The organism is Mesorhizobium sp. LNHC221B00 (assembly GCF_000502935.1).
GTDB lineage: Bacteria > Pseudomonadota > Alphaproteobacteria > Rhizobiales > Rhizobiaceae > Mesorhizobium > Mesorhizobium opportunistum.
This window is the reverse complement of record NZ_AYWR01000003.1, coordinates 410,961-435,723: the sequence shown is the minus strand read 5'-3', so window position 1 is coordinate 435,723 and position 24,763 is coordinate 410,961. Positions and strand designations below refer to the sequence as shown.

Sequence of the window (24,763 nt, the reverse complement as noted above, 5' to 3'; positions counted from 1 at the left end):
GCCCGCGACCATCTTTTGTTGCCGGGCGGCGCAGCACTAAGGCGTGGGCATGAGCGCTTGCCATTCAAGCCTGTCTTCAGGTCTTTTTTTGCTACCCTAATTGGCCCCGATCTTGACAGGGCAGTGCTGTCATCCGATGCCGGTATCGGGTTTCGACATTCGCCAACTCTTGCAGAAGAAAACGAAAGCTCAATGATCCACAATAATGCTACCGCAAGGGTGTGGTGCCGATGTTCGATGTCGAGCAAAACAGCGGCGCAATGCATGCCGGCATTCACCGGCAGACCTGCCGGATACTGGGTATAGTCATGGTCGACGTTGAGCTCGAATGGATCGGCATCGATCGTGCCGGCCTGCGCCGACAAAGATCAACGCAGCTTGTTCTACCTGTTACGAACCGGCGCGGGTGAGACAACGTGGCGTATAATCCATTGGTCTCGATCGTAGTTCCTGCGCACAACGCGGAGGTAACGCTGACGCGCGCACTCGATTGCCTTCTCGATCAGGAAACCACGGATTGGGAGGTGATCATCGTCGACGACGCCTCCACGGACCGCACCCCCGCGATCATCGCCGCTTATGTGGAACAGGATGCCCGATTTCGGACCTTGAGTTCTTGCGCGAAAAGCCCCGCCGGCGCACGCAACAACGGGATTTCGGCGGCGCGCGGCCACTGGCTGATGTTCCTGGATGCCGACGACTGGGTGGATGGCAGCTTCCTTACGAAAATGCTGGCCGCACTAAAAACCGCTCCCGATGCAGTGGCCGCTTATTGCGGTTCGCGGCGCGTCATGCCCGATGGAGCGCTCACCCCGGCGAGCATCGCGCCCGAGGTCGCAAGCCAGCCCTTCGAAACGTTCGCCCGCCGATGTGCCATCGCCACTCACGCGCTGCTGGTCGATCGCGCGACAGTTGTGGAGTTGGGCGGTTTTGATGTGTCTCTTTCCACCTGCGAGGGCTGGGATCTGTGGCAGCGCGTCGCGCGTCTGGGCAAAAATTGGGTGATGGTCGACGAGCCGCTCGCCTTCTATCGAACCAGCCCCAACGCGCTCACCCGCAATTCGAGGCAGACGCTGGCAGACGCGGAAATCATTATCGCCCGCGGCTTTGCCATCGACCCCAGGGTCAAGCACCCAGCGCCGGCGCATGCCAAGGGGGCGATCTCGGCGGGCGGCCGCACCGCTTCCGAAGCACTGGCGTGGTTCGCCCTGTGGAACGCTGCGTCGGATTGCGGCAGCGGCGGCGGCTCGATCAACCCGCAATCCCTGCGCGCCCTCCCGGCAAGGCGTAAGTGGGCGCGCGAGATCGCCAAGGTGACCTTCGACGGCCTGATGGTAGGTAGCCTATCGGTGCCAGCCCATATGGCTGCCCGCTGGGACATGTTTGGCGGCGCCATCACGGAGTTGATCATCCAACTCGGCAAGGTCTGGGGCGACCCGGTTGCGGGTCGTCGCCTACAGTATCATCTCGAGCAAATGCTGCTCGATGCCGACGATCTTGCCGCTCCTCGCAGGCTGGCGCGCACCTTCGGAATTCGCGTCGACGCTCGAAATCCAACCTCGACCGAGCTTCCGGAAGGAATCGATCAAATCTATGCCTACCTGATGATGGATGGGCAGATCGGGGCTATCGTACAGTTCGGCGTACTCGGGAAAGTGACAAGGCGCCATTGGATCGAACTGATCCTGAATTTCCTTCCACAAAAGGACGACGGTGCCGACACATCAAGCACGCTGGCAGCCGAGGCACTGTCGACCACAGCGGAACGCCGGCCTGATCCGGACAGCCACTTCGGCAAACTCGCGCAATTGATCTCGGAAGCGCGGGAACTGGTTCGGTCAAGCGCCGAAGCAACGCAGCCGCATCCGGCGCCGCGCCGTGCACCGGCCTCGAGTGGCCATAACAAGGATCGTACGTCGTTCTGGAACCGGTATTTCGCGACAGAGGATCCCTGGAACTACAGCTCGCCCTACGAACAGGAAAAATATGAGCGGCAGCTCGAAATTCTGCCGGCAGGTCCCATCGGACGGGCGCTTGAGCTGGCCTGTGCGGAAGGCCATTTCACGCGCCAATTGGCGCCCCGAGTGGGCCATTTGACTGCCACCGACATTTCCGCCGTAGCCATCGAGCGGGCGCGCGCGCGCTGCATCGACCAACCGAATGTCGAGTTCGGCGTACTGGATTTTTTTGCGGACACGCTGCCCAATGAGATGGATCTGATCGTCTGTTCGGAAGTGCTCTACTACCTCGATGATCTCGCCGGGTTGCGGCGCATCGCCAAAAAATTCGTCGAGGCACTGGCGCCTGGCGGGAGTTTCATCAACGCACACGCATTCGTGCTACGCGACAATATTGAAAGGACGGGCTTCGACTGGAACACATTCGGTGCCCAAACGATCTCGAAAACCCTGTCAGAGACCGAAGGCCTCGTCCTTGCGCAATCGATCCAGACCGAACTCTATCGCATAGATCGCTTCCGCCGCCTGTCGCCGGACCACATGGCGACGGAGCCGGTGATTGATCATGTGCCGGTCCGCGCATCCATCGGTATCGGGGTCGCGCGCAATATCGTCTGGGGCGGGGCGCGGGTCTTGCGCCGCGACGTCGCTCGTGGCGAGCGGCGGCAACGTATCCCTGTCCTCATGTATCACAGCGTCGCCAATGAAGGTCCGGCCGCGCTCGCCCGTTTCCGGCTCACGCCCGCTGCATTCGCAAGCCAGATGGCATGGCTGCGCGCAAATGGCTTTCACGCGATCATGTCCGAGCAACTTGAAGGGTCCATCGCCAACCGTCAGCCTTTCGCTGGCCGCCCGGTGCTCATCACCTTCGACGACGGATTCCAGAACTTTGCCGACCATGCCTGGCCGATCTTGCGTGCGCACGACCTGACCGCGGAAGTGTTCCTGGTCACGGACCTGGTGGGTGAAAGTGCAAAGTGGGACGCTCTCAGCGGTCCGCCGACACCGCTTATGGATGCGGGAACGGTGCGACGTCTCGCCGCCGAAGGTGCGTTCTTCGGAAGCCATCTGGCGACGCATCGCGCCATCGATGGTCTGTCGAGCTCTGAATTGGCCGCCGAGCTCCTGCGGTCTCGTATGTTCATCGAACGGTGGACCGGCCGGCCAACCTCCGCGTTCGCGGCACCCTTCTCTGTCACCGATCGACGGCTCGGCGGGCTGGCCAAGGAGTCCGGCTATCGGATCGGCTTCGGCGCCAGACACGGGCCGGCGGACCTTAATAGCGATCCCATCGACCTTCCGCGCATCGAGATTCGTGGGGATCGCTCGCTCGATGACTTTGTTGCCATCGTCGAGGCCGTTCTCAATTGAAGGTGAACTTTGTTCATGTCATATTTCCGCTCACAATGCGCAAGGTCGACAGACGCCAGGTGTAGAGGGCGATGCGACTGTCTATCGCGCTAGTGGGAATAGACGCACACGGTCACGCTTTTGGCTGCCACGATGGGTCGGCGATACCCAACGCGGCATACGTTCTGGTCTACCAGAAGCCCCGGTGAGGCCCAGCGTCCTGAATTGCGGATCACATCACTGATTTGCGCGACCAGACCCTACGCAATGGTCTAGCTTGAACGATGGCGTCTTGCGCCGCAGCATCCCCTTCTTCAACGTAGGAGCAATGGCGGGCATAGATGTTGTTGCCTGCCGATTTGACCGGAAGGTTAACAGCATGATGCGTCTCATCACTCGACGATTGGGAACCAGGAACCTGGCGCGCCCGGCACAATCTCGCCGACACCTTGGCGCGATGTTCGTCCTGGTTTCCAGGCCGCTCATCTTTGGAATCACCCTCTTATTGGCTGGTCCAGCGCAGGCGCAGGCGCCGGCAACCGTCCCGCCTGAAAGGGTCAAACAGCTATTCGAGCTGCTCGACGATGCGTCAGTGAAGGCCTGGGTGGCCGAACAGCGAAATGCTGGGTCAACGAGAGCGCCTGCGGAGACAGGAGCTTCTCCGGCCGACGCACGGTCCGGCGCAGCGACCGCACCAGGCCAGATGAATACGATGGCATCCTCGACGCTCGATATGATCAGGCATCACATCGGAGGAATCGTGCGAACTTTGCCCCTGCTGCCAGATCAGTTCGCGCGCGTTCGGGCAGAGACGATGGAGGATATGTCCAGCAAGGGATCTGCCGGCGTACTCTTGCTGATTGCGATGTTCATCGCTGCCGGCCTGGCGCTTACTTGGGCAACGTACAAGTTGACCCGTCCATTTCGTCTCTGGATCATCGCGCAACCGAAGGGTACGCCCGTTGGGCGGGCCAAGAAAATCGGCGGTCGCACACTTTATTCCAGCATGCTGATCGTCTCGTTCGCACTGGGCAGCGCTGGCGCGTTCATGCTGTTCGACTGGCCAATGCTTATCCGCGAGATTGTACTGACATTTCTGATGGCGGCAGTCATTACATGGGGTGTGCGCATGTACGTCACCGCCATGCTGGTCCCTTCCTTCATGAACGTCGAGAACGCGGTCGAGGTTCGCGCTTTGCCGATCACCAATGAAGTGGCTGACCATTGGTCCTATTGGCTACCTCGAATCGTTGGCGTCTTCGCCTTCTTCGCCGCCGCGTTCATCCTCTTGCCAGGTCTCGGCATCGATCAGGACGGAATGATGGTCCTGTCGCTTGGCGCCGATTTCGTGCTGCTATTGCTTTTGCTGCTGGCCATCTGGCGTCGGCCAAGAACGCAACGAGACGGTGCGCGCCACAGCGTTCACACGGAAGCGACATGGCTATTGACGGCTTATTTGGTCGTCCTGTTCCTGCAGCGCATCGCCGGGCTTTATGTAATGTTCTGGTTCACCTTCGCCGCATTCTTCCTGCCGTTGGCGATCGTGATGACGCAGCGCGGAGTTAATTTCGTCCTGCGGCCAGGTTCGGAAGATCTCGGCCGGCCTACGATCCCGGCGGTGGCGATCGCTGTCATCGATCGCGGGATCCGAATGATTTTTATCCTGGCGGCGGCTTACTTTCTCGCGCGTGTCTGGGGTCTGGACATGCAATCGATGCGCGACAGCGATACGACGACCTTCATATTGCGCGGCCTGATCAATGTTGTGGTCATTGCCCTCGCGGCCGATTTCGGCTGGTCGATCATCAAAGCCTTGATCGAACGAAAGCTGGGCATCGAAACACCACACCCTGTGATCAGCGACGAAGAGGTCCCTATGGTCGATCCGCAGCAGGCGCGGCTGCACACGCTGTTGCCGATCCTTCAGAACATTCTGCTCGCATCGATCATCGTGATGGCGGTGCTTATGATGCTCGCCTCGTTGGGTATCCAAATCGGCCCGCTGATCGCTGGCGCTGGCGTTGTCGGCGTCGCGGTGGGCTTTGGGGCACAAACCATCGTCAAGGACATCATTTCGGGCGTGTTTTTCTTGCTCGACGATGCGTTTCGTGTCGGCGAATATATTTCCTCGGGCAATTACAAGGGTACCGTGGAGAGCTTTTCGCTGCGTTCGGTGAAGCTGCGTCATCATCGTGGTCCACTGTTCACCATACCTTTTGGGGAACTCGGGGCCGTCCAGAACCAGAGCCGTGACTGGGTTATCGACAAATTCAACATCACCGTCGGCTATGACACCGATATCGACTTCGCTCGCAAGCTGATCAAGCGGATCGGCCTCGAATTGGCGGAAGATCCCGAGTTCAAACACTGGGTGCTCGACCCGATCAAAATGCAGGGCGTACAGGAGTTTGGCGAGTACGGCATCGTGTTGAGGGTCAAGGCCACAACGAAGCCGGGAGGCGCTTTCGGTATGAAACGCAAATTCTATGTACGCCTCCGCCAGGTGTTCAAGGAGCAGGGCATCGAACTCCCATTCCCGACCGTCCAGGTGCAGGGGCTACAGACCCCACATGGGGCAGAGAATGCGCCGGTGGACATCACACCCGTGTTAAAAATGGCCGCAGCGCAATCGCACACACGTCGCAGAAAAAAGGCTAGCACAACGGAATAGGAAAGAGCGTCCGTCAACGGATCGACGTCGGAGATCCCCACTAAGCGGCAAGGTTCGTGCGCGCCTCGCCGCCGGCAATACTGTCTCCACAGTGGTGCGCGAGCCGACGTCATGGCGTACACGAGTTCGGTCGACGGAGCGCCGTGACCCGGCCGAGACATCGCGACGAGGTTTGCAGGTGGTCGCTTATATGGCATCCCACGAATGGATTGTTACGCGCCAAAACTTGTGATCACCGTATCGTCTTGGCAGTGCGCAGGGGGCTAGATTACTACCGCATAGCGCGGAACGGAAATCCGATAAGACTCGATCCAGAAGAATGGGGAAATCGTGGGGCGACGCCAGCGCTCTGCGCAAAACGGCTATTGAGGCTGGATTCTCCAAGCCCCTTTTGTTAGCCAAACAGGATGAGCAACCGATTGCCGCCCGCATGGGCAAAGCACCTCAGGACTCCACCGTCGCCGAAGTCGGCATCACCGAAGGCTGCGTCATCCAAAGCGCGGTCCCACCGCAGCCACGCCGACGACTTGCTTTTACGGCAGGCGCTCGAGTGGCAGCAGGCCGAACGTCTATCCGAGGCTGAAGAACTGTGCCACAGGGTCCTGGCTCGCACGCCCAACCATCCGCTGGCCCTGTATATCCTGGGAACGCTCGGGCTCGATTTCGATGACGAAAAGTCACTGCGATATTTCGCTCGGGCGGTGGCAGAGGATCCGCAGAATCCCTATTACCATCTAAGCCTCGGCGAGACCTATTTGAAGGTCAGCGAATTTACGCCGGCGATCAAGCACTTTCAGTACGCCCTTGAGTTGAAGCCGGATCTGGTGGAGGCGCTTTGCGCCTTGGGCGATGCCTACAATGCGTTTGACAAGGGGGAGATGGCGCTGCCGCTCTTTGAGAAGGCGCTCAGGATTGACCGAAATCATCCCGTAGCCCGATTGGGGCTGCCCCGCGCGCTCGCAAGCCTCGGCCGTATGGACGAAGCCGCGGTTCATCTGAAAGAGGCAATAGAACGGCGCATCGAGGTACCGGCTGCCCACAATGCGCTCGTACGCACGCGCAAATTCGCTGAAGAGCCGCCAGAGCTCGGGGCAATCCTGACGGAGCTTCAAGACCCGGGCCATGGGCCGGAGGGAGCGGCAGCGCTCCATCACGCCGCAGGAAAGCTTCTCAACGACCTCCGTCGCTATAAGGAGGCGATGGATCACTTCAAGAAGGGGAATCAAGCTGGGGGCCACACATTCGATCTGCAATCGTACCGTCGCTGGGTCGATGGCATGATCGCAACCTTCACGCCGGAACTGGTGACTTCAAGAGCCGCGTTCGGCAATCCCTCGGAGGCGCCTGTATTCGTCGTTGGCATGCCTCGTTCGGGCACGACATTGACAGAGCAGATCTGTGCCAGCCACTCCAATGTTCATGGCGCCGGCGAACTCAGCAAACTTAGGCGAACAGCCAATGGACTCGGTGTCGCAGACCGCTCCAACGTGAACCTCAGCCAATCGATCGCGATGATTACTCCCAATCTGACCAGGGCTTTGGCCGAAGAGCACCTTGCTTATCTGCGCGAGCGGGCTCCCGACTCACTGCGAATTATTGACAAGATGCCTCATAATTTCGAGCTGATTGGCCTGGTTGGCCTTCTTTTCCCCAAAGCGCGGATCATTCATTGTCGTCGCGACGCCATCGACAATTGCATCTCCTGTTTCGTCCTGCAGTTCAATAAAGCTCACAGCTACAGTGCCGATCTTGAGACGCTGGGGCTTTACTACAGGGAGTATGATCGCTTGATGCGGCATTGGGACAAGGTTTTCCCGGGTCGTATTTTCGAAAATCGCTACGAGACGTTGATCGAAAATCAGGAGGAGCAGTCACGCCGGCTCATAGATTATCTCGGATTGCCGTGGGACGATGCCTGCCTGCGCTTTTTTGACAGGGGCGGCTCAGTAAATACCTACAGCAATTGGCAGGTCCGGCAGCCGATCTATACGTCGTCCGTCAAGCGTTGGAAGAATTACGAAAGCGAGATTCAGCCGTTGATCGAGGCCTTGGGCGATCTTGCTGAGGTTTGACCGGTAGTGCCTGATGCTGCGCGCAGCTTAGGTTGCAGCAGGCGGGCGTCCATGCCATCGGCTGTCCGAAGTTCCATACAGACAGCATGAAAAAACCCGGCGGTTGCCCGCCGGGTTTTCGATTTCAATCAAGCAGCGCCTTTTAGAACGAGCGCTGGAAGCGAAGCATGCCGCCGATTGCGTCGTCATGGCCAGGAGAAATACCGGTCCAGTTCGACACGGAGTCATCGCCGAGACGCGAGTAGTCGACTTCGGCGGTGATCGTGAGGCCGGGAACAATGTCATAGGCAACGTTCGCGGCGATGCCGATGTTCTTGCCTTCGTCATACGACGCCTGGAGGTTGAACGAGGTCTTTTCGTTGAACTTGTAGGTGCCGCCGCCCCAGACTGCCCAATTGCCGCTCCACGGCTTGTAGAAGCCGCGACCGCCAGCCGGGAACGCCCAAGTGCCGTCGGTGAGGTTGTCGTCGGAGCCGTAGCCGCCCATGACGAACAGCGACAGAGCGTCGTTGACGTTGACGTCCAAACGGACCTTGCCGGAGACTTCTTCATAGTTGCTGTCGTAAGCGATGACGCCAGTAACCGCGCCCCAGCCCTGCGTCCACTTCACGCCACCGACGACATGCGGAACATAGCTGTCGATCGTTTCGGTGCCCGAGCCTTCTTCGAGAGAGACCACAGCCGAGAAGCCGTTGCCAGCGTCGAAGTAATACTGCACGACGTTGGTGTCGAAACCGCCATAGGGAACCAGCGTATCCTGGATGACGTTGCCCGCGTAGCCGATGAACGTATCGAAGGCCGATTCGTCCTTACCAACGCGGAGACCACCGAGCTGGATCCAGGCGAAGTTCAGCGAGACGGTGCCGTTGTCCGCAGTATTGAGCGCTCCAAACCTGCCTGAGTCACGGTTGTTATTCTGGAAGTTGAAGCGGGTCTCGGTATAGGTCTTCAAGGTGCCGAGTTCGGTTTCCTGACCGGTCCAGGTCTTCAGCGAGAAACGGGCATGCTTGTAGAAGGTGTCGTTGCTGTCGCCGCGGACCTCGTGATCGGCGCTTGTCGCACCGTCGAACGAACCCACGTCGCCGACGCCGATGTCGTAACGGATGTAGCCGCCGATGCGCAGGCAGGTTTCGGTGCCGGGGATGTAGAAGTAGCCAGCGCCGTAGATGTCGCAGATCTTGACGTATTCAGCGGGTTCCGGCTCGGCGACGACGACGGCGTCGGCGGCGCGCGCACCGGAAACTGCGATCAGGGCCGCAGCGGAGCCGAGAAGAAGGCTCTTGATGTTCATTTTCTGACCTCCAGTCAAAAGTTAAAAAACGGGTCTGGGTATTCTTTGCTGAAGGACAGCGTTCCCTGCCCCATCCCCACTACCGAAAAAGATGCGCACCGCGCCGCTCCTTCGAATTCGACATTACCCATGAGCCGGCGGCGTTCAACCACGATCGTATCGGCGCAGGGATAGTTCGGCCGCTATCCCCGACCTGTGTTGCAGAAACGTCACGATTTGGCCTCACTTGGAAAGCTCTCGTTAACCTTCAGGCCCGCCGCAACCGCTTGTTTCCAGCCAAGTCCGGCAATCGGCCGACGGAATCATGGCAAGGCCTGGACACGCCAGCCTGGGATTTGCCGCAGAACTGCCGCAGCTGGGGAAACCCGCGATTTCCGGCGCCATCTTATTTTTCCATATAGTGATGCGGGCTTGTTGATCGTGGCGGCGCTTTTATCCAGCGGCGCAACGCAGAGGCGGCCGAGTGGTCGAAGGCGCTGCCCTGCTAGGGGAGGCTCAATCTTTTGGTTGATCCGAAACTCCCGACCACTGTCCCGCAAGGCTTACAACATGGGAGATCTCGAGAGCCTGCACGAGTTCCGCCGCCAGAAAGAGCGGGCGGGACGGATTCGTTTTCTCGAGAGGGATGAAGAAGCGCGGCTGTTCGCCGCCATTAAGAGCCGCAGCGAGGACGCTTACAGGCTTTCCGTCTTCCTCGTCGATAGCGGCTGTCGTCTCGGCGAGGCGCTCGGGCTGACCTGGAACGACATCAAGGAACATCGCGTCAGTTTCCAAACCATCATATCCAGCCGCAACTGCACCATCCCGATGACCGAGCAGGTCAAGGAGGTGATCAGGCTGCCTCCGGACGGACGCCGTCGGTCGAAAGGCCCGTTCACCAAGTTGAGCCAGGCACAGTTCGCTGCCATCTGGAACGAGGCGAAAGCCGGGGTCGGACTTGGCGCCGAGTGGCAGAAACGCGATGAGGTGATCGCACTTAAATCTGGAAGCAGCAGGTTTGTTTTTCCATTGAAGCAGTTTGTCGATGCTCGCCCTGCAGATGGGACAGCTGAGTTGATCGCCATGTTTGGCGATCATCGGCTTGCCTGGAAATGGTTGATGACGCCGACGGACAAGCTTGGCGGGAACTCGCCGATAGATACTCTGCTAGCTGGGACGCTCGCGGATGTTGTTGCTGCCGCGCGTCTGGCCGTGGAGCATGCTCCTGATGTTTAGCCCCCGCATTTGGTGGCGGTCGTTCAGTTGAGAACCTTGCACAACGCGACATGATCCCGAGCGGGTGGTCGCGGTCCGTCGTCTCACTGACTGCCCACCGCAGCGGACTCGGCGGCTGCGCCTCTGGGACCTTCCACGTCCCGTCAAGAGCCACCCATATAATTCGCCAGCCATTCTCGACAGGGGCAGCCCTTGCAGTCGCGCCCTCCTCCTGACGGTCACCTTGGTACGGTCAAGCCGTCGGTGCCGTGCCGTGCCGCTCGCGCGCGGTCTTGCGGATTATTTCTGCGATTTCCGGGCTACTGCTGCATAGCATCTGGAAATCCGCCGCGTGCAGCGACAGGAGTGAGACCGCCGTTGCGGCGCTGACGGTCGCCGTACGCGGTTCGCCGCTCATCAGCGCCATCTCGCCGAAGAAGGCGCCAGGGCCAAGCTCCACTGGGTTCGGCATCACGACGCTCACCCGCCCCTCCACAACAAAGAACATCCGATCCCCGGTCTCGCCCCTTCGGCAGATCACGGCGCCGGCCGGCAAACTACGAGGCCTCAACGCACGAACGATCTCGACCAGCGCGGCCGGGCCGAGCTTCTGAAACAACGGCACGGAGGCGACCAATTGCCAATTGCGGACGAAATCCTCGCGACGGATTTCTTGATAGAAGCCGGAGGCAAGAATGCCGGCCCACAGCGCAAAGACGCCGATGCCACACATCATGACCGCCCCAGCAAGGACGCGGCCGGCGAAACTTTGCGGAATGGCGTCGCCATAACCTGTGGTGGACAGCGTGACCACCGCCCACCACATTGCCTGAGGGATGCTGCCGAATTTTTCAGGTTGGATGTCGCGCTCGATGACATAGGCCGCGAGCGCGACACCGAACAGAACGACGCCGAAAAGCGTAGTGACGCCGATCAGGTTGCGCGCTTCGTTGGCCAGCACCCTGCCCAGTACCGGGAAGAAAGTCGAGTCACGCAGCGGCTTGAGCAGCCAGACAGCACAGTAGAGGCTCCGGTCGGGCGTGCCTTCGAGCAGAAATGCAGCGAATGGAACCAAAACCGCGATCATATCGATGGCGATTGCCGGCGTTCTATCCCGAAGGTCTCCCGCCCAGCGCTTGAGCAGCGTCTCGGCCATCTGCAGGAAATAAGCGCCCCAAACGACCGCCAGCACGGCAGCCAGAGCCAGCCTGCTTCGTCCCGATAGGCCCGGCATGGTGAGCGCAGCCACCGCCAGCAGCCCAGGCGCAGCCAGCACCGCGTTTAGCGGAGCGTAAATTCTCAAGAAAGGCAGTACCGACATTCTATGCCCATGAGCGGATGCTATTCCTCCAGAATAGGATGCCTTCAAGGCAAGCGCAAAGGTGCATACTTTCACCGGGATGTTCATCACAAGGTGAAACTCCGTGTCGGGACCGAAAGGCCAGGTGCGCCAGATCACTCGAGAGGCGCTGTTAGTACGCGACGGCAACTGCATGGTTGCGACGTTGCATGCGCTCAAGTTACCAGGGCCGGTGAGTCACCGCTGAGGCAACTCAAGGAGGCACTGTCGAGGTCTCGTGGCTTCGATCCAGCCGCTCTGAGCGCACTCGAGGTATCAAAGCGGTACGATCCATGAGATCCGATTCTCTTGCGGTCGTCCCGCCCAGTTCAGAATGAGGCGGCCTCCCTTGACTTTAGGGTTCAATGACTGAGTACCCGCGCCTCAAATACAGCATGCAAGCCGTTCGCAAGGCAGGCGACCGGCTGGCAAAACCTATGCAGTTCGGACAAGACACCACCGCCGGCCAATACGTGGACACGATGCGGATCTTCTCCATCGCCAATAACTGGCGCGACTCGCACTTTCTGCCGATGCGGAGCGTTCGGTTCTCTGTCGGTCACCACATGAAAGCCCTGCGATTGAAGGGCGACATGGCATCGCGTCCGAAGCGTCTGGCATCCATTTGTCGAAAGCTTCGAGAGTCCACCACCAATTTGGACACCATGAACGACATCGGCGGCTGCCGAGCGATCATGCCCGACATCTATAGCGTCCGCTTGCTTCTCGCATCGATGCGAGACAAGTTCCCCCATGAGATCCGCTCTCGGGAATTCAACTATATCGATGAGCCGAAGCCGGACGGCTATCGAAGTCACCATATTGTTCTGCAGTACCGACCCAGAACTGCCGAGACTGAAGCGTTCCAGGGACGACGCATCGAACTGCAAGTTCGGACCACACTTCAGCACTCATGGGCAACTGCAGTTGAGGCCGTCGGGCTATTCCGGCGCCAGGATTTAAAGCACGGAAACGGCGAGCAGGATTGGCTACGCCTTTTCCAGCTCATGTCGGCGGAATTCGCACAGGTTGAGCAGTGTCCCATTCCTGTCGGTGTTCCGGATCACGATGACCGAGTGCGGGAATTGCGAGATATCAACAGGCGTATAGGTGCGACAACTATGCTTGAGTACATCGCGAATATTTATAGCCCATCAGGGAGCATCGCACAATCAATAGGGACTGTTCGACACCATTTAATACAATATAGTACGGATCGTAACGTTACCATCGAATCTTTTCGAACTATTATTCTGGGCGCACTGAAATTAAAGGATCTTGAGGCGAAAATCGCACTGAGGGGACTTGATTGGACGGCTGTCTTGGTCGAAGTGGACAAGGTCGAAAAACTTGTTGAAATATACCAGAATTACTTCGGGGGCGTTTCATTGTTCACCCGTAGTCTGAAGTCCATCTGCTCGGGAAAGGCGGCTCTCGAATAGGAGCATCCATCCCGCACCGGATGGTAGATCCGAAGCCGTACGAAACGCCCGATTACGGTTGGCTAAGCGGTCGCTTCTTCCATATGAGGTAGCCGGACCATTGGCCTTCCTCGACGGGAATTCGCCGTGTAATTCGAAATCCTTTGCCGGTTTCATCAGCCGCTCGCTCACCGAAGGCCTTCTGAACCGCTTGTTCTTCTGACTAAGCTTTCCGGCCCTTTGCGCCTCGGCTTTGGGCAGTATTTGGCGTGCGAGATGAACCCAACCGGTTCAGGGTCACGCCAGGGGGTTGGTGATGCTCCGAGTTTGCTCGGCGATTGTTCTCGCACTAATACGCTCCACCTCCCGTGTCTAGCGAGGTAATGCTTACGCTGTCCCTGGACAGCCGTGAAGCCGTTGATATGATGGCGGCGGCTGCAGCGAACGGCGGCACGGCCGACATCAATCCAATTGAGGATCATGGGTTCATGTACACCCGAGACTTGGCTGATCCCGACGGTCATCGGCGCGCCGGCGAGCCACTTCTCTCCGAACTCGCCAAAACTCTTAGCCTCTTTCAGGCGGCGCTTCTCGCGCTGCTTCTCGATGGCCGGAGAACGTCCCTCGCCAATAGCGCGCTTCGCGTCGAGGCACTTTTCTCGGGCCAACGCGAGCGAGATTCCGCCGCGTCCATACCTGCCGAGATAGACCGTCTCACGGCGTCCATTCTGTAGTCCAGCCGAAAAGAGATCGCGCCACTCGGCATAACCCGGACGTACATGCCGTCACGGTCAGCATCTTGTAGATTTTACCTTTTGGTTTCAGCGCTTTAAGGGCGACGTCCGTCAGCATACCCATTGCCTCCTGAAAAGTACCGTCAGCACAATTTCAAGGCTCCGCATCAGGAAATAGCGTTTTTCTTCAATGCCTTAATGGGCAAAGAAGTACCGTCACGAGCCTCACTGGTTTTGACGGTACTCAGAAAACTTCGGGTGGGCAATATGCGGAAGGTCTGTCAAGCGGTCCGCCAGAGCCAATCGCTGCGTACCGATTGTCGCTGATTGTCACTGACAGGATTTATTTTTGTTATCAGATAGTTACGTCGCGTATCGGCGTGTTTTCGGCGTTTGAGTGGGTCTGAATCATTCCCACTCAATTGTCCCGGGCGGCTTCGAGGTGACGTCGTAGACGACGCGGTTGATGCCGCGGACCTCGTTGATGATGCGGGTGGCGGCGGCGCCGAGGAAGGCCATGTCGTAGTGGTAGAAATCGGCCGTCATGCCGTCGACCGAAGTGACGGCGCGCAGCGCGCAGACGAATTCGTAGGTGCGGCCGTCGCCCATCACGCCGACGGTCTGCACCGGCAGCAACACGGCGAAAGCCTGCCAGATGGCGTCGTAGAGGCCGGCCTTGCGGATTTCGTCGAGGTAGATGGCGTCGGCCTCGCGCAGGATCTCCAGCTTTTCCCGCGTGATGCCGCCGGGGCAGCGAATGGCGAGGCCGGGGCCGGGGAACGGGTGGCGGCCGATGAAGCTTTCGGGCAGGCCAAGCTCCTTGCCGAGCGCCCTCACCTCGTCCTTGAACAGTTCACGCAGCGGCTCGACCAGCTTCATGTTCATGCGCTCGGGCAAGCCGCCGACATTGTGGTGCGACTTGATGGTCACCGACGGGCCGCCGGTGAAGGAGACGCTTTCGATCACGTCAGGATAGAGCGTGCCTTGCGCCAGGAAATCGGCACCGCCGAGCTTCTTCGCCTCTTCCTCGAACACTTCGATGAACAGACGGCCGATGGTCTTGCGCTTCTTTTCCGGGTCGGACTCGCCTTCCAGCGCGGATATGAACTTGTCCGAGGCATCGACCAGGATCAGCGGCAGATTGTAGTGCTGGCGGAACATCGCCACCACGCCCGCTGCCTCGTCCTTGCGCATCAGGCCGTGGTCGACAAGGATGCAGGTGAGCTGGTCGCCGACCGCCTCGTGGATCAGCAGCGCGGCGACGGAGGAGTCCACGCCCCCCGACAGCGCGCAGATCACCTTGCCCTTGCCGACCTGCTTGCGGATCGTCTCGACGGCATGTTCGCGATAGGCGCGCATCGTCCAGTCGCCCTCGATGCCGGCGATGTTGTGGACGAAGTTCCTGAGCAGCCTGGCTCCATCAGGCGTGTGCACCACCTCGGGATGGAACATGATGCCGTACATACGGCGCTCGACATTGCCGAAAATAGCAAAGGGCGAGCTCTCGGACTTGCCGAACACCTCGAAGCCCGGCGGCAGGGCGATGACGCGGTCGCCATGGCTCATCCAGACCTGGTGCCGCTGCCCGGTCGCCCACAGGCCCTCGAACAGCGGGCTGTCCTTCTCGATCTCGACGAAGGCGCGGCCGAATTCGCGATGGTTGGAGCTTTCAGCGACACCGCCCATCTGCACGCACATGGCCATCTGGCCGTAGCAGATGCCGAGCACCGGCACGCCGGCGTCGAAGACGATCTGCGGCGCACGCGGGCTGCCAATGTCCGACGTCGAGGCCGGCCCGCCCGACAGGATCACGGCTTTCGGATTGATGCGCTTGAACGCCGCCTCGGCCGACTGGAACGGCACGATCTCTGAAAACACACCCGCCTCGCGGATGCGGCGGGCTATGAGCTGGGTAAACTGGCTGCCGAAATCGACAATCAGGACGGTGTCGGGATGATTGGCTGTTTTCATGGCGAGCGTTTAGAGAAAGAAATGAGTCGGCGCAATGGGTTGCGGTGCCTGACTTTCAGGCTGGGCTCGCGTCTTCACGGGCTGGTTTGGCCCGAAGCAAGCCAGAGCCGATCGCCTGTTCGAGGCGAATGACGGCGTCCGCCAGCTTTTCGTCGATGACATGCAGATACTCCGTCCAGTCACCGACATGCCTGAGATCGGCCGCTCCGTCGGAAATGCCGCGCAGGCCGATCAGCGGGATATCGAACAGCTGGCAGGCGCGCAGGCAAGCGAAGGTCTCCATGTCGACCATGTCAGCCATGATCGTGTCGTAGGCCGCGCCGGTGATGATCGCGCCGCCGGTCGACAGCGTGGCTTCCTTGATCTGCGGAATCCTGAACGGCAGCGGCACGGTCACCGGCAGGTCGAGGAACGGCGTCGCGCCTTTCTCGAAGCCGAGTGGCGAGGCGTCGATGTCGCGATAGCCGACGGAGACGGCCTGGTAGATTTCGGTCTGCTCCAAGGTCCGGCTGCCGGCTGAGCCGAGCGATACGACAAGATCCGGCAAGGCTTTTTCAGACTTCAACCGGGAGAGTTCGGCGCCGAGGCGCACACCTGCCTCGACCGGGCCGACACCGGTCATCAGCGGCGTGAACAGTTTTTGCAGATCTGGGCCGTATTCGGCTTGCGCCGCCATGGCGAACAGGACGTTCTTGCCGCCAATTCGCACAACGTTGCCCATCAGCCTGCAATCCCGTCGCGGCCGACCACCGTCATCATGGTCCCGGTCATGGTGGCGATCAGCTTGGCCTCGCCGTCGGCGGCGAAGGCGTAGGCCTGGCCATCGGCGACGATGATGGTGCGGCCGGGTTTGGTCACCGAACCGCGGAACAGGAACCGTTCGCCCCGGCCCGGCGCCAGCAGGTTGACCTTGAACTCGATGGTCAGCACGCCGGAATTCTCCGGCATCAGCGAGAAGGCGGCATAACCACAGGCCGAGTCCAGCGCGGTCGAAATGACGCCGGCGTGCAGAAAGCCATGTTGCTGGGTCAGTGCAGCCGAATAGGGCATCTCGATCTCGATGATCCCCGGCGTCACCAGCGTCAGTTCGGCGCCGATCGTCGCCATCGCCTGCTGGCGTGCAAAGGACGCCCTGACGCGATCCTCATAGTCTGGAGCCGGTACGATCTTTGCCGCCATCGCCATTGCCTTCACGTTTGCCGGAAAAGCTTATTGCAGAGGCACGGACGGCAGGCAAACGCTTTTGCTGCAGTGCAGCAATCGGCTTGACCCGCGACAGCGAAACGAACCCGCCACGCATCGGCGCCATCCGATACGGTTCAGCCGGGCCTGCGCATGGCACACACATAAAAACCATCGGTGCCGCTCAGCGCCGGCGACAGCGAAATATCCCCGCCGGCGCCGATCCGCGCGGCCGCCTCCTGCCCCGGGAAACGGCTGTCCCACAGCGCGCGATGATCGACCGGGACAAAGCCGCGGTTGCGCCCGCGAAACGCGGCGATCTGTTCGCCATTTTCCTCAGGGAATACCGAGCAGGTGATGTAGACCAGCAGACCGCCGGGTTTGACATAGGCTTGTGCTGCATCGAGGATCGCCGACTGCTCGCCCTTGCGGGCGTCGAGTTGCCTTTGCGTCAGGCGCCATTTGGCGTCGGGACGCCGGCGCCAGGTGCCGCTGCCGGTGCAGGGTGCGTCGACCAGCACGACGTCCATATGACCCGAGAGCGGCGCAAGCTCGGCCGGCTTGGTGACCACCTGCACATTGCGGTTTTCCGACCGGCGGATGCGGTCGAAGATCGGCGCCAGCCGCGCCTTTTCGGCATCATGGGCAAAGATCTGGCCGGTATTGCCCATCTGAGCCGACAGCGCCAGCGTCTTGCCGCCGGCGCCGGCGCAGAAGTCGAGCACTTGCATGCCGGCCCCAGCACCGGCCAGCGTGGCCGCTATTTGCGAGCCTTCGTCCTGGACCTCGAACCAGCCCTTCTGGAAGGCCGGCTCTGCCTGCACATTCGGATGCCTGCCGTCGCCATCGATGGGCGGAATGCGGATGCCGTTTGGCGCTATGCGAGCGGGCTTGGCGCCGGTATCGGCCAGTTCCGCCAGCACCTTCTTGCGATCGGCCTGCAGCGTGTTGACCCTGATGTCGAGCGGAGGACGTGTCGCCAGCGCGGCGCCCTCCTCGACCCAGCTCGCTCCAAAGGCCCGTTCGAAAAGCGGTTCGCACCAATCGGGTATGTCGGCCCGCACCGCGGACGGCGCGTCGGCAAGCCGGCGTTCGGCGATTGCCTGGAGCTCGGTGGCGCCGAGCAGCGGCGGCGCGAACTTGTCACCGCCGAGCGCGTCGTTGAGCGACTGCGCCGTCTGGCCCCATTCGAGCAGCAGCGCGCCGAAGCCGATGGCGCGCGGCGTGTCTTCGCCGAGCAGCCAGCCGGCGGAGCGCTTGTGGCGCAACGCGTCATAGACGATGTTGCCGATCGCCGCGCGATCGCCGCCGCCGGCGAAACGGTGTGAGAGGCCCCAGTCCTTCAGCGCATCGGCCACCGGCCGGTGACGCCGGCCAATGTCTTCCAGCACTTCGATGGCCGCAGCCAGCCTTCCGCCCAGTCGCATTCGTCATTCCATCAAATCGAGCACAGCATCTCGGCCTGCTCTTAGAACCTTTCACGTCCGGATTGAACCCCGCTCCGTCTCGCGGCGTGGCGCCATCCCCACTGTCGGCAGCGAAGTTTGCCGACCAGTAACTCTCTCTGGCAACCAACAGCAGATCGATCAATAGATGAAAGATCCCTAATGTTCATACTGGCGCGTTCAAGCACGGCGCGTGGCGCAACGGCTCTGCTTTCCAAGTTTTTCTGTTGGGAATACTCTTGCCGCCATGATTCGCGGCGCAGAAAACGTAGACCGGCGGATCGTCACGAGGAGAGGGCAATGAAGACTTATCTGGCGGAAGTTCTAGGCACATTTCTGTTGGTGTTCATCGGCACGGCGTCGGTGGTGACGGGCGGCTTCGGCGGCGCGCTGCCGCTCGGCCAGGAAGGCATCGGTCTGGCATTCGGCATCGGCCTCATCGCCGCGGCCTATGCGATCGGCCCCATTTCGGGCGCACATCTCAATCCGGCTGTAACACTCGGTGTCTTCCTTGCCGGACGGCTGCCAGCCAAGGACGTCATCCCCTATTGGATCGCGCAGATCATGGGGGCCATTCTGGCTTCGCTGGCGCTTTGGATCATCGTTTCCGGCCAGGCCGGCGGCCACACCGGCGGCTTCGGCGCCAATGGCTGGGACGAGACGAAATGGGGCATGAGCTCGGCGTTCCTGTGGGAACTGATCGGCACCTTCACCTTCGTCACCGTGATCCTCGGCGTTACCGCTGAAAAGCACTCGACGGCATTTGCAGGCCTGGTCATCGGCCTTACGCTCGCGGGCATTCACTTCGCCATGATCCCGGTCACCGGCACCTCGGTCAATCCGGCGCGCTCCATCGGCCCGGCACTGTTTACGGGCGGTGCGGCACTCAGCCAGCTCTGGCTGTTCATCGTCGCGCCGCTGATCGGCGGCGCCATTGCCGGCGTCGTCGCCAAGGCACGCATCTTCGAGAAGGATTGATCTCGAAAGCTGAAATAAAAGGCGCGGGCCACGGCCCGCGCCTCTTTTTGTCGGGTCCTTACGCCGGAATCAGCCGGCGATGTCGAAGCGGTCGGCGTTCATCACCTTGGTCCAGGCCGCGACGAAATCCCTGGCGAATTTCTGTCCGGCGTCGCTGGATCCGTAGACTTCGGCAAGCGCACGCAGCTGCGCATGCGAACCGAAGATCAGGTCGGCGCGGGTGCCGGTCCATCTGACAGCCTTGGTCTTGCGGTCACGGGCCTCGTACACTTCCTCCGAACCCGGAACCGAACCGGCTGCCGGATCCCAGACCGTGCTCATCGAGAGCAGGTTGACGAAGAAGTCGTTGGTCAAAGTGCCCGGCCTGTCGGTGAACACGCCGTGCTTCGAGCCGCCAGCGTTGGCGCCGAGCACGCGCAACCCGCCGACCAGCACCGTCATTTCGGGAGCGGTCAGCGACAGCAACTGCGCGCGGTCGACCAGCATGGCTTCGACCGATATCGGCTGCTTGCCCCTGACATAGTTGCGGAAGCCATCAACTTTCGGCTCGAGCGCGGCAAAGGAGTGGACATCCGTCTGCTCCTGCGAAGCGTCCATGCGGCCGGGCGTAAACGGCACCTTCACCTCATAGCCGCCATCCTTGGCCGCTTTATCGACCGCGGCGACGCCGCCGAGGACGATCAGGTCGGCGAGCGAGATCTTCTTCTCGCCCGTCTGCGCCGCGTTGAACTCCTTCTGGATGCCTTCGAGCTTGGCAAGCACCTTCGATAGTTCAGCCGGCTGGTTGACGTCCCAGTCCTTCTGCGGCGCCAGCCGGATACGGGCGCCGTTGGCGCCGCCACGCTTGTCGGAATTGCGGAACGTCGAGGCGGATGCCCAGGCGGTCGAGACGAGCTCGGAAACCGACAGGCCCGAGGCCAGGATCTTCGCCTTCAGCGAGGCGATATCCTGCTCGCTGACCAGTTCGTGATCGATCGCGGGGATCGGGTCCTGCCAGATCAGCTCTTCCTTCGGCACCAACGGGCCGAGATAGCGCACGACCGGACCCATGTCGCGGTGGGTCAGCTTGAACCAGGCACGGGCGAAAGCATCGGCGAACTGATCCGGATGCTGATGGAAGCGCCGCGAGATCTTCTCGTAGGCAGGATCGACGCGCAGCGCGAGGTCGGTGGTCAGCATGGACGGCGCGCGGCGCTTCGAGGGATCGTGCGCATCCGGCACGGAACCGGCGCCGGCGCCGCCCTTTGGCGTCCACTGATGGGCGCCCGCCGGGCTCTTCGTCAGCTCCCATTCGTAGTTGAACAGATTGTCGAAGAAGTTGTTGCTCCATTTGGTCGGCGTCGTCGTCCAGGTCACTTCGAGGCCCGAAGTGATGGCGTCGCCGGCAATACCAGTGGCATGCTTGCTCGACCAGCCGAGGCCCTGCGCTTCGATGCCGGCGCCTTCCGGCTCGGCGCCAACCAGCGATGCATCGCCGGCGCCATGGGTCTTGCCGAAAGTGTGGCCGCCGGCGATCAGCGCCACGGTTTCCTCGTCGTTCATGGCCATGCGGCCGAAGGTTTCGCGGATGTCGCGGGCCGAAGCCAGCGGATCGGGCTTGCCGTTCGGTCCTTCGGGATTGACGTAGATGAGGCCCATCTGCACGGCGCCGAGATGGCCCTGGAGCTCGCGATCGCCCGAGTAGCGCTGGTCGTCCAGCCACTTGGTTTCCGAACCCCAGTCCACGTCCTGCTCAGGTTCCCAGACGTCGGCGCGGCCGCCGGCGAAGCCGAAGGTCTTGAAGCCCATCGATTCCAGCGCGACGTTGCCGGTGAGGATCAGCAGGTCGGCCCAGGAGATCTTGCGGCCGTATTTCTGCTTGACCGGCCACAAGAGCCGGCGCGCCTTGTCGAGATTGGCATTGTCCGGCCAACTGTTCAGCGGCGCGAAGCGCTGCTGGCCCGCACCGGCGCCGCCGCGGCCATCACCGATGCGGTAGGTGCCGGCGCTGTGCCAGGCCATGCGGATGAAGAGCGGTCCATAGTGGCCAAAGTCCGCCGGCCACCAATCCTGCGAATCCGTCATGACCTTGTGCAGGTCCTGGATGACCGCATCGAGATCGAGGCTCGCGAATTCCTTGGCGTAGTCGAAATCCTCGCCCATCGGGTCCGACAGGTTCGACTGCTGGTGGAGAACGCCGAGGTCGAGCTGGTTCGGCCACCAGTCACGGTTGGTCCGGCCGGCGGATCCATGCGCCACAGGGCATTTGCCCGCGCTGTTGTCGTCGGTTTTCGCGTCCATGTTCGTCTCCGATTTGCCGAGGTTTGATCTTTGCCAAGATTCTGGGGCCAGCCAGTGGCCGCACCAATCTGGAATTGTTCCAGACTAGGCCGCCTTGCCGATAAAGACAAATTGCCTTTCCTGTTTGTTTTGATAGGATTTCCTTATGGTAGGATTGCCCGCATGATAGGATTGCCGCGTGATAGGATTGACGGTTCGCCAGATGCATTATTTCGAAATGCTGGCCCAGACGCTGCATTTCGGGCGTGCGGCAAAACTGGCCGGTGTCAGCCAGCCGGCGCTGTCCGCGCAGATCGCGGAGATGGAGCAGCGGCTGAACTGCCGGCTGTTCGAACGTGGCGGCAAGTCGGTCCGGATGACCGACGAAGCGGCAGCGCTTTTGCCGCGCATCGAACATATCCTGGCCGCCATACGCGACGTTGAAACGACGGCCCGGCGCGGCCGCATGGCCATGGAGGGACGCTTCCGCCTTGGCATCATCCCGACCGTCGCGCCCTATCTCTTGCCGCGTGCCCTGCCCGAGCTGAAAAAGCACTTTCCGGCCTTGCTGCTCGAACTGCGCGAGGCCGTCACCACGTCCCTGGTCGAGGACACCGCATCGCGGAAGCTCGACGCCTTCATTGCCGCGCTTCCGCTCGACCATCCCGGTCTGACCACCGAGGCACTGTTTCCCGACAGGTTCTTCCTGGCCGTGCCATCAGGCGATCCCGCCTTCGCCTCGCCGCCGGTTCCGCCCGAGAGCCCGGCACTGGAGAGGCTGATGCTGCTGGAGGAAGGTCATTGCCTGCGCGAACAGGCGCTGGCCGTCTGCGGCAATGTGCGCCCGGTGGCGATGGCAAGCTACGGCGCCACCAGCCTGACCACGCTCTTGCAGATGGTGGCGCACGGGCTCGGCGTGACGCTCGTCCCCGAAATGGCGGCCGGGCCAGCGGGCACCATCCCGGACCTGAAGATCGTGCCGTTCCAGGAGCCGATGCCGCAACGCATGATTTGCCTTGCCTGGCGTCGCAACAGTACCAGGCACGGCGAATGCGTCGAACTTGCCAAGATCATCCGCAGCCTGGGCCCAGCGGCGTTGGCGGCATGATCCCGAGAAGTGGCAACCGCGCCCCGACAAGGAGACCTCACAGAACCCGGGACAGGAACTCGCGGGTTCGCGGCGATTTCGGGTTGGCGATCATCTCGCGCGGCACACCACGTTCGACAATCACGCCGCCATCCATGAAGACGAACTGATCGCCGATCTCGCGGGCAAAGCCGATCTCGTGGGTGACGACGACCATCGTCATGCCGCTCTCGGCCAGGTCGCGCATCACCTGCAGCACCTCGCCGACCAGTTCCGGATCGAGCGCCGATGTCGGCTCGTCGAACAGCAGGACCTTCGGCTTCATTGCCATGGCGCGCGCAATCGCAACACGCTGCTGCTGGCCGCCGGACAGTTCGCGCGGATAGCGGTCGATCTTGTCGGCGAGGCCGACACGCCGCAGCAGCACCTCCGCGTCGGCCTTGGCCTGATCGGCGGGAATGCGCCGCACCTGCGTCGGGGCCTCGATCAGGTTCTCCATCACCGTCATATGCGAGAACAGGTTGAACGACTGGAACAGCATGCCGATTTCTGCCCGGCGCCGGCACAGGAGATCGTCCTTGACCTCGTAGAGCTTGTCGCCCTGGAGGTCATAGCCGACGAACTGGCTGTCCACCAGCAGGATGCCGGCGCTGAGTTTCTCCAGATGGTTGATGCAGCGCAGGAACGTGCTCTTGCCGGATCCCGACGGGCCGATGATGCAAGCCACCGATCCTTCGGGCACGTCGAAGTCGACACCCTTGAGGACTTCGAGCGGGCCATAGGATTTGCGCACGCCGCGCGCGAACACCATGGAACCGGCCGGCACGCCGAAGCGAGCGCGATTTTCGGACTTCACATCGCTCATCGGGCGACGCCGCGCAGGCTGACGGCGTTGCGCAGTGCGCGCATCGTCAGAGGCTCGCGGCGCGTGTCGCTACGGCCGAAATGGCGCTCCAGGAAATGCTGTCCCACCGACATGATGCTGACCACCGCTAGGTACCAGAAGGCGACCACGATCAAGAGCGGGATCGTCTCGAAGGTGCGCGCATAGATGCTTTGCGCCGTATAGAACAGGTCATCGACGGCAATGAAGGTCACCAGCGACGTCATCTTCAGCAAGTTGATCGCCTCATTGCCGGTCGGCGGCAGTACGAAGCGCATGGCCTGCGGCAGGGTGATGCGCTTCAGGATCATGCGGTAGGGCATGCCGAGCGCGCTCGCCGCTTCCGACTGGCCAGATGGCACCGACTTGATGCCGGCCCGGATGATTTCGGCCATGTAGCCGGCCTCGCACAGCGAAAGCGCAACGACAGCCGAGAAGAACGGCGTCATGAAATCATTGGTGCGCACGGCAAACAGCGTGCCCAGGAAGGGCAAAGTGAGCGAGATTTCGCGCACCAGCAGCGACAGGTTGAACCAGAAGATCAGCTGGATCAGGGCCGGAACACCGCGGAAGAACCAGACATAGACGCCCGCGAAGGCGCGCAGCACCGGGCTTGGCGACACCCGCATGATGGCGATGACGGTGCCGACCCCGATCGCCAGCACCATGATGATGACGGTAAGCATCAGCGTGTTGCCAAGGCCGCGCATGATCGAGGGATGGAACAGGTAGCCGGCGGCCGTGCCCCAGGCGAAGGCCGGATTGCTGGCGAAGGCGCGAATGATCACAAACGCCAGCAGCAGCGCAAGCGCCGTGCCGACCCAGATGCCGTAGCGGCGCTGCGGCACGACGGTCAATCGCGACACGGCGGCGGCGACACCTGCTGGCTCGACGCCGATCTCGGTCGGGTGGGCCACGCCCATCGCTG

The 24,763-nt window shown here is 61.2% G+C and carries 16 protein-coding genes and 2 pseudogenes; 8 read left to right on the top strand and 10 right to left on the bottom strand.

What is annotated here, in order from left to right:
- Positions 1 to 230: 230 nt before the first annotated feature.
- From X741_RS1000000169565 to X741_RS160195, 4 genes are all read left to right on the top strand, one after another.
- Positions 231 to 410 (top strand): hypothetical protein, encoded by a 180-nt coding sequence (locus X741_RS1000000169565; RefSeq protein ID WP_023776685.1) that lies wholly within the window; start codon positions 231 to 233, stop codon positions 408 to 410.
- 21 nt (positions 411 to 431) lie between these two features.
- A complete protein-coding gene (locus X741_RS160185) occupies positions 432 to 3,329 on the top strand; it encodes a glycosyltransferase (RefSeq protein ID WP_245272658.1) in 2,898 nt (965 codons plus the stop codon).
- Between the two features lie 256 nt (positions 3,330 to 3,585).
- Complete coding sequence (locus X741_RS160190) at positions 3,586 to 5,979, top strand: mechanosensitive ion channel family protein (RefSeq protein WP_245272657.1); 2,394 nt, start codon at positions 3,586 to 3,588, stop codon at positions 5,977 to 5,979.
- Positions 5,980 to 6,386: 407 nt separating this feature from the next.
- On the top strand, positions 6,387 to 8,051 hold the full coding sequence (locus X741_RS160195; RefSeq protein ID WP_023776682.1) for a sulfotransferase: 1,665 nt from the start codon (positions 6,387 to 6,389) through the stop codon (positions 8,049 to 8,051).
- 142 nt (positions 8,052 to 8,193) lie between these two features.
- Here the strand turns inward: X741_RS160195 and X741_RS160200 are convergent, their stop codons facing one another.
- Entirely contained in the window at positions 8,194 to 9,342 is a 1,149-nt protein-coding gene (locus tag X741_RS160200) for a porin (protein ID WP_023776681.1), read from the bottom strand.
- A 534-nt stretch (positions 9,343 to 9,876) separates the two neighbouring features.
- Here X741_RS160200 and X741_RS1000000170795 point away from each other — a divergent pair.
- A pseudogene (locus tag X741_RS1000000170795) lies at positions 9,877 to 10,296 on the top strand (site-specific integrase); the annotation flags it as partial.
- A gap of 493 nt (positions 10,297 to 10,789) precedes the next feature.
- Here X741_RS1000000170795 and X741_RS160205 read toward each other — a convergent pair.
- On the bottom strand, positions 10,790 to 11,857 hold the full coding sequence (locus X741_RS160205) for a cyclic nucleotide-gated potassium channel (RefSeq protein WP_023776679.1): 1,068 nt from the start codon (positions 11,855 to 11,857) through the stop codon (positions 10,790 to 10,792).
- Between the two features lie 383 nt (positions 11,858 to 12,240).
- Between X741_RS160205 and X741_RS24000 the strand changes: the two genes are divergently transcribed.
- Positions 12,241 to 13,317, top strand: a complete 1,077-nt coding sequence (locus X741_RS24000; RefSeq protein ID WP_023776678.1) for a RelA/SpoT domain-containing protein — start codon at positions 12,241 to 12,243, stop codon at positions 13,315 to 13,317.
- 500 nt (positions 13,318 to 13,817) lie between these two features.
- Here X741_RS24000 and X741_RS1000000170785 read toward each other — a convergent pair.
- From X741_RS1000000170785 to X741_RS160225, 5 genes and pseudogenes are all read right to left on the bottom strand, one after another.
- Positions 13,818 to 14,148: pseudogene (locus tag X741_RS1000000170785) on the bottom strand (Arm DNA-binding domain-containing protein); the annotation flags it as partial.
- A 290-nt stretch (positions 14,149 to 14,438) separates the two neighbouring features.
- Entirely contained in the window at positions 14,439 to 16,001 is a 1,563-nt protein-coding gene (guaA, locus tag X741_RS160210) for a glutamine-hydrolyzing GMP synthase (protein ID WP_023767418.1), read from the bottom strand.
- Positions 16,002 to 16,056: 55 nt separating this feature from the next.
- Positions 16,057 to 16,722, bottom strand: a complete 666-nt coding sequence (locus X741_RS160215; protein ID WP_032927502.1) for a 5'-methylthioadenosine/S-adenosylhomocysteine nucleosidase — start codon at positions 16,720 to 16,722, stop codon at positions 16,057 to 16,059.
- Positions 16,722 to 17,180: a PaaI family thioesterase gene (locus tag X741_RS160220; RefSeq protein ID WP_023686843.1), complete on the bottom strand. Its 459-nt coding sequence runs from the start codon at positions 17,178 to 17,180 to the stop codon at positions 16,722 to 16,724. The genes X741_RS160215 and X741_RS160220 overlap by 1 nt, the downstream gene beginning before the upstream one ends.
- A gap of 140 nt (positions 17,181 to 17,320) precedes the next feature.
- The gene (locus X741_RS160225; protein ID WP_023776676.1) at positions 17,321 to 18,610 is read right to left on the bottom strand and encodes an RsmB/NOP family class I SAM-dependent RNA methyltransferase; all 1,290 of its coding nucleotides are present in this window, start codon (positions 18,608 to 18,610) and stop codon (positions 17,321 to 17,323) included.
- Positions 18,611 to 18,928: 318 nt separating this feature from the next.
- On the opposite strand from X741_RS160225, the gene X741_RS160230 reads away from it, so the two are divergent.
- Positions 18,929 to 19,606: an MIP family channel protein gene (locus tag X741_RS160230; RefSeq protein ID WP_023776675.1), complete on the top strand. Its 678-nt coding sequence runs from the start codon at positions 18,929 to 18,931 to the stop codon at positions 19,604 to 19,606.
- Positions 19,607 to 19,675: 69 nt separating this feature from the next.
- Here the strand turns inward: X741_RS160230 and katG are convergent, their stop codons facing one another.
- Entirely contained in the window at positions 19,676 to 21,886 is a 2,211-nt protein-coding gene (katG, locus tag X741_RS160235; RefSeq protein ID WP_023776674.1) for a catalase/peroxidase HPI, read from the bottom strand.
- Between the two features lie 178 nt (positions 21,887 to 22,064).
- Here katG and X741_RS160240 point away from each other — a divergent pair, with 178 nt between their 5' ends.
- On the top strand, positions 22,065 to 22,973 hold the full coding sequence (locus tag X741_RS160240) for a hydrogen peroxide-inducible genes activator (RefSeq protein WP_023776673.1): 909 nt from the start codon (positions 22,065 to 22,067) through the stop codon (positions 22,971 to 22,973).
- Between the two features lie 37 nt (positions 22,974 to 23,010).
- Here X741_RS160240 and X741_RS160245 read toward each other — a convergent pair whose 3' ends face one another.
- Positions 23,011 to 23,817, bottom strand: coding sequence for an amino acid ABC transporter ATP-binding protein (locus X741_RS160245; protein WP_023776672.1), 807 nt, complete (start codon positions 23,815 to 23,817; stop codon positions 23,011 to 23,013).
- A complete protein-coding gene (locus tag X741_RS160250; RefSeq protein ID WP_023776671.1) occupies positions 23,814 to 24,758 on the bottom strand; it encodes an amino acid ABC transporter permease in 945 nt (314 codons plus the stop codon). The genes X741_RS160245 and X741_RS160250 overlap by 4 nt, the downstream gene beginning before the upstream one ends.
- Positions 24,759 to 24,763: the final 5 nt, after the last annotated feature.